3 protein-coding genes and 1 pseudogene are annotated in these 4,776 nt (G+C 74.6%); all 4 read left to right on the top strand.

The features are described 5' to 3' along the window. Positions 1-968: hypothetical protein (locus tag KBI5_RS22845; RefSeq protein WP_085016416.1), on the top strand; the 968-nt coding region annotated here is incomplete at its 5' end. Between the two features lie 89 nt (positions 969-1,057). Next, entirely contained in the window at positions 1,058-2,020 is a 963-nt protein-coding gene (locus tag KBI5_RS22840) for a PrgI family protein (RefSeq protein ID WP_085016415.1), read from the top strand. Next, the gene (locus KBI5_RS22835) at positions 2,017-3,984 is read left to right on the top strand and encodes a conjugal transfer protein TraC (protein WP_085016414.1); all 1,968 of its coding nucleotides are present in this window, start codon (positions 2,017-2,019) and stop codon (positions 3,982-3,984) included. Before KBI5_RS22840 ends, KBI5_RS22835 begins: the two co-directional genes overlap by 4 nt. A 125-nt stretch (positions 3,985-4,109) precedes the next feature. Next, a pseudogene (locus tag KBI5_RS22830) lies at positions 4,110-4,776 on the top strand (type VI secretion protein); the annotation flags it as partial.

Raw genomic sequence — 4,776 nt, 5'->3', positions numbered from 1 at the left:
CACCGAACCCTCAGCCAGGCGCGCCGCCGGACCCGAACGCCTCCGGTGACGGCGGCTGGGTGAGTGACCTGCTCAGCTTCGGGTGGCTGGATATCCCGGGGCAGATCCTGCGGGCGATCAACGGCTGGTTCGCCGGGCTGGTCCAGGCTGCGGTGGAGCCGGTGGTGCGCCTGCTCGGGCGGACCGTGCTCAGTACGCCGGACGTGACCGAGCAGCCGCGGGTCCGTGAGCTGTGGAAAGGCAGCGTGCTCATCGCGGACGCGGTGATGCTGTTGGTCCTGATGGCCGGCGGTGCCGCCGCGATGGGCTACGACACGGTCCAGACCCGCGCCACCGCCAAAGAAATGGCACCGCGGATGATCCTCGGGTTCGGCGCGGCGAACCTCTCGCTGCCGCTGATGGGCTGGGCGATCGGCGCGGCGAACGCGCTGTCCCGGGCCTTCACCGACATGGGCGACCTGGACAGCAGCGGCGCGTTCAGCGTGCTGCTGACGGTGCTGGCCGCCGGCGCGCTGTCGGACATCTTCCTGATCCTGCTGGGGATCGGCGTCGTCGGGCTCATGGTGATGCTGATCGTCGGCTGGACCATCCGGGTGGCGGCGATGATGGGCCTGGCGGTCGCAGGTCCCCTGATGCTGGTCTGCCACGGCCTGCCCTGGACCGAGGGTGTGGCGAACATGTACTGGCGGGCACTCGGGGGCTGCCTGGCGGTGCAGGTCGGCCAATCGGTGCTGCTCACCCTCGGCATCCGGGTCCTGCTCGCCACCGACGACGGCGCCTACAACCCGATCCCGACGTCGGACACCCTGGCGAACCTGCTCACCGCCGCCGCGCTGTTCTACATCGCCGTGAAGATCCAGTCGTTCGCCTCCCAGCACCTGATGGGCGGCGGCCGGTCCACGGTCGTCTCGCTGGTGAAGTACCGGCTGCTGCGCCAGGGCCTGCGCAAGCTCGGCATCCCCCTCTGACCGGCCTCACCCGCCGTCCTCTCCCCCTTTCCCCTCTCCTGCCTTGTCGCTTCTCTTGTCGCTTCGCGCCCTGAAAGGTTGTGCTGGGCATGCCCGAAACATCCCGATCTGATCGGGTTCGCATTCCGGCTGATGTGGGTCGGCCGGACCGGATCCTCGCCGGGTTGACCGCTCGCCAGCTCACGCTGCTCGCCCCACCGGTCGCACTCGCCGTCGCGGTGTACTGGACGGCGTCGCCCTATCTGCCGTTGCCGGTGGTGGCGCTGCTGGTCGTGCCGCTGCTCGGCGGCGGCGCCGCGCTCGCGCTCGGGCAGCGCGGCGGAGTGACCGCGGACCGCTACGCCGCCGCGGCGCTGGCCCACCACCGCGCCCCCAAGGCCCACGTCGCCGCCCCCGAGGGGATCCCCACACAGCCCGGCTGGGTACCGGACATTCCCGCTGCCCGCCGCCGTGCGCCTGTGCCGGCGAGGCCGCTGGCCGCCGGGGTGGACACGGCCGGGGTGCTCGACCTGCACGGCGCTGTCGCCGTCGTCGCCGAAGTCCAGGGGGTGAACCTCACGTTGGCCGGTGACGCCGACACGGCGCGGAAGGCCGCCGGGTACGGGCGGATGCTCAACGCCCTGTCCGGCCCGATCCAGATCACCGTCCGCGGCGTGCCGGTCCGTCTCGACCCGCACCTGGACCGCCTCCACGCCCTCGCCGACCAGGAACCTCACCCGGCGCTGGCCGCCGCCGCCCGCGACCACGCCACGTTCCTCGCCAATCTCGCGGCGAGCCGGCGGCTACGGAGCCGGYAGATCCTGCTCACCGCCTACCAGCCCGTCCCGGCCGGGCGCGGTGGGCGGGACACCGCCGCCGCCACCGCGGCACGCCGCCTCGAGGAAGCCCTCGGCCTGCTCGCTGCCGTCGGGCTGCGCGGGCGGATCCTCACCGGCCCGGACCTGACCTGCCTGCTCGCCGCCGCCGCCGACCCGGCGGGCCCACCACCCCCCGAGCACGTCACCGCGACCGGCCCGGTTCGCGGCCACGCCCGGATCGGAGGTAACCGATGAACCGCAACCCCCACCGCCCGCACCTCGCCCGGCAGGACGCGCCGTCGCACAGCCGGCGGTCTGCGCGCCCCGGCCGGGGGCAGGGCCCCGCGCTGCCGGCCGAGGGCCCGGCGCTGTTCACCCCACCCTCGCTCCTGGTCGAGGCCGGGCAGGTCGAGGTCGCCGGTCTCTGCGCCACCACGATCACGGTGGTCGGCTACCCGCGTGAGGTCGGGCCCGGGTGGATGGAACCCTTGCTGGCCTACCCCGGCCGGCTCGACGTCGCCGTGCATGTGGACCCGACGCCGCCCGCGGTGGCGGCGCTGCGGCTGCGCCGCCAGCTGGGCCGGCTCGAGTCCGGCCGCCGCGCCGACGCCGCCGCGGGCCGGCTCGCCGACCCCGAACTGGACGCCGCCGCCGCGGACGCCGGGGAGCTGGCCCGTCAGGTCGCTCGTGGTGAGGCACGGCTGTTCCGGGTCGGCCTGTACCTGACGGTCTACGCCGACACCCGCGAGCAGCTCGCGGAGGAGGCGGCGCGGGTGACCGCGCTGGCGCACAGCCTGCTGCTCACGGTGCGCCGGGCCCGCTACCGGACGGTGCAGGGCTGGGTGTCCACCCTGCCTCTCGGCCTGGACCTGCTCCAGATCCGCCGGGCGTTCGACACCCAGGCCCTGGCTGCGGGGATCCCGTTCACGACCCCCGACCTGCCGCTGCCCGACGTGGAACGCCCCGGTGCCGCTCCGGTCGTCTACGGCACGAACCTGCACTCGGCGGGCCTGGTGGCCCATGATCGGTGGGCGCAGCCGAACTACAACTCGGTTACCACCGGCGCCTCCGGTGCCGGGAAGAGCTTCCTGATGAAACTCGACGTCCTGCGCTCGCTCTACCAGGGCGTCCAGGTCGCCGTCGTGGATCCGGAGGACGAGTACACCCGGCTCGCCGCCGCTGTCGGCGGCACCCGCCTCGCGCTCGGCGCACCCGGGGTGCACCTCAACCCCCTCGACCTGCCCGCCCACTCCCGCCATGACCCCGACCTGCTCACGCGGCGCGCGCTGTTCTGCCACACCCTGATCGCCACCCTCTTCGGCGACCACACCGCCGACGACGGCGGCGGTCTGGGCGCGGGCGGCCGGGCGGTGTTGGACGCGGCGATCCTCACCGCCTACCGCACCGCGGGGATCACCCAGGATCCGGATACTTGGACCCGGCCCGCGCCGCTGCTCGCCGACGTCGCCGCCGCCCTCACCGCCGCGCAGGACCCGGCCGGCCCGGCGCTTGCGGCCCGCCTCGCACCGTTCGTCTCCGGGTCGCATGCGGGCCTGTTCGCGCACGCCACCACGACCAGCCCGACCGGGCCTCTCGTCGTCTACTCCCTGCGTGCGCTGCCGGACGAGCTGAAGGCAGCCGGGACGCTGCTCACGTTGGACGCGATCTGGCGGACCGTCGCCGACCCGGCCCGGCGCCGTCGGCGCCTCGTGGTGGTGGACGAGGGCTGGCTGCTCATGGCACACCCCGCCGGCGCGAAGTTCCTGTTCCGGCTCGCGAAGGCCGCCCGCAAGCACTGGGCCGGTCTGGCCGTGGTCACCCAGGACTCCGCCGACCTGCTCGGCTCCGAACTGGGCCGGGCGGTCGTCGCGAACGCGGCCACGCAGATCCTGCTCCGCCAGGACCCGACCGTGATCGACGACCTGCGCCGCGTCTACAAACTCACCGACGGCGAAACGGCCCAGCTGCTCACCGCCGGCCCCGGCCACGCGCTGCTGCTAACCGGGACCGGRCAGCGCACCGCCCTGCATGCCCTGGCCTCACCCGCCGAACACGCCCTCATCACCACAGATCCGGTCGAAAACACCACCGATGGCCCCGACGCGGGCCGGCCCGGCCTGGCCCGCCCACAGGGCACCGCCGGCGAGGAAACCGGCCTGGGCCGTGTTCCTCGCCGCCCGGCCGCCCGGCCGCCGGTGGACGACGCCGACCCGCTCTAACCCGCGGCCCGCATCCATCCCGGCCGGGGTGGTGTCGCCGCCGCAGCCCTGGCGCCGGCACCACCCCGGCCCTCCCACCTCTGCCGCGTCCTGTTCGTCCTGCTCGGATACCCGGAGGCACCATCGTGATCATCGCGGGTTCGGCCCCTCCGCCGGGGCTTCCTCCCGTCCCTCCACCACCCCCTCCACCCGCTCCGCAGCCCCCGCTCTGGCTCACCGACCCCAGCCAGGTCCTCACCGGGGCGGGGTCGTGGCTCGCCGGCCACGCCGGCTGGTGGCCCCTCGCCCTGCTCACCGTCGCCCTTCTCCTGGCAGCGGGGTAYGGCCGCCGCCGGGTCCGCGCCCACCGGCACGCGGTGCTGTGCGAGGGGGCACGGACAGTGGAGATCCTCACCCCACCCGAGGTGTCCGCCCACGCCGCGGAGATCTTCTGGGGGCACATGGGTGGCCTGCAGCGTCCCTTCTGGGACCGGCTGCGCCACGGCCAGCCGCACCTGGRCTGGGAGCTGCTCGCCACCCGCGCCGGCACCGTCATCCGGCTCTGGGTCCCCGGCCCGGTACCACCCGGCATGGTCGAACGCGCCGTCCAGGCCGCCTGGCCCGGCGCCCGGACCACCACCCGGCCCGCGACCGCACCGCTACCGGACCATGCGCTGGCGATCGGCGGGCAGCTGCGCCTGGCCCAGGTCGACGTCCTCCCGCTGCGCGCGGACACCTCCGGGGACCCGATCCGCTCCCTGCTGGCCGCCGCCTCCGAACTCGACGAGCACGAAGCCGCCGTGGTGCAGCTGC

The sequence above is a fragment of the Frankia sp. KB5 genome (assembly GCF_002099325.1).
Lineage (GTDB): Bacteria > Actinomycetota > Actinomycetes > Frankiales > Frankiaceae > Frankia > Frankia casuarinae.
Note: the sequence above shows the minus strand (reverse complement) of the source record. Positions and strands in the feature narration are given on the sequence as shown.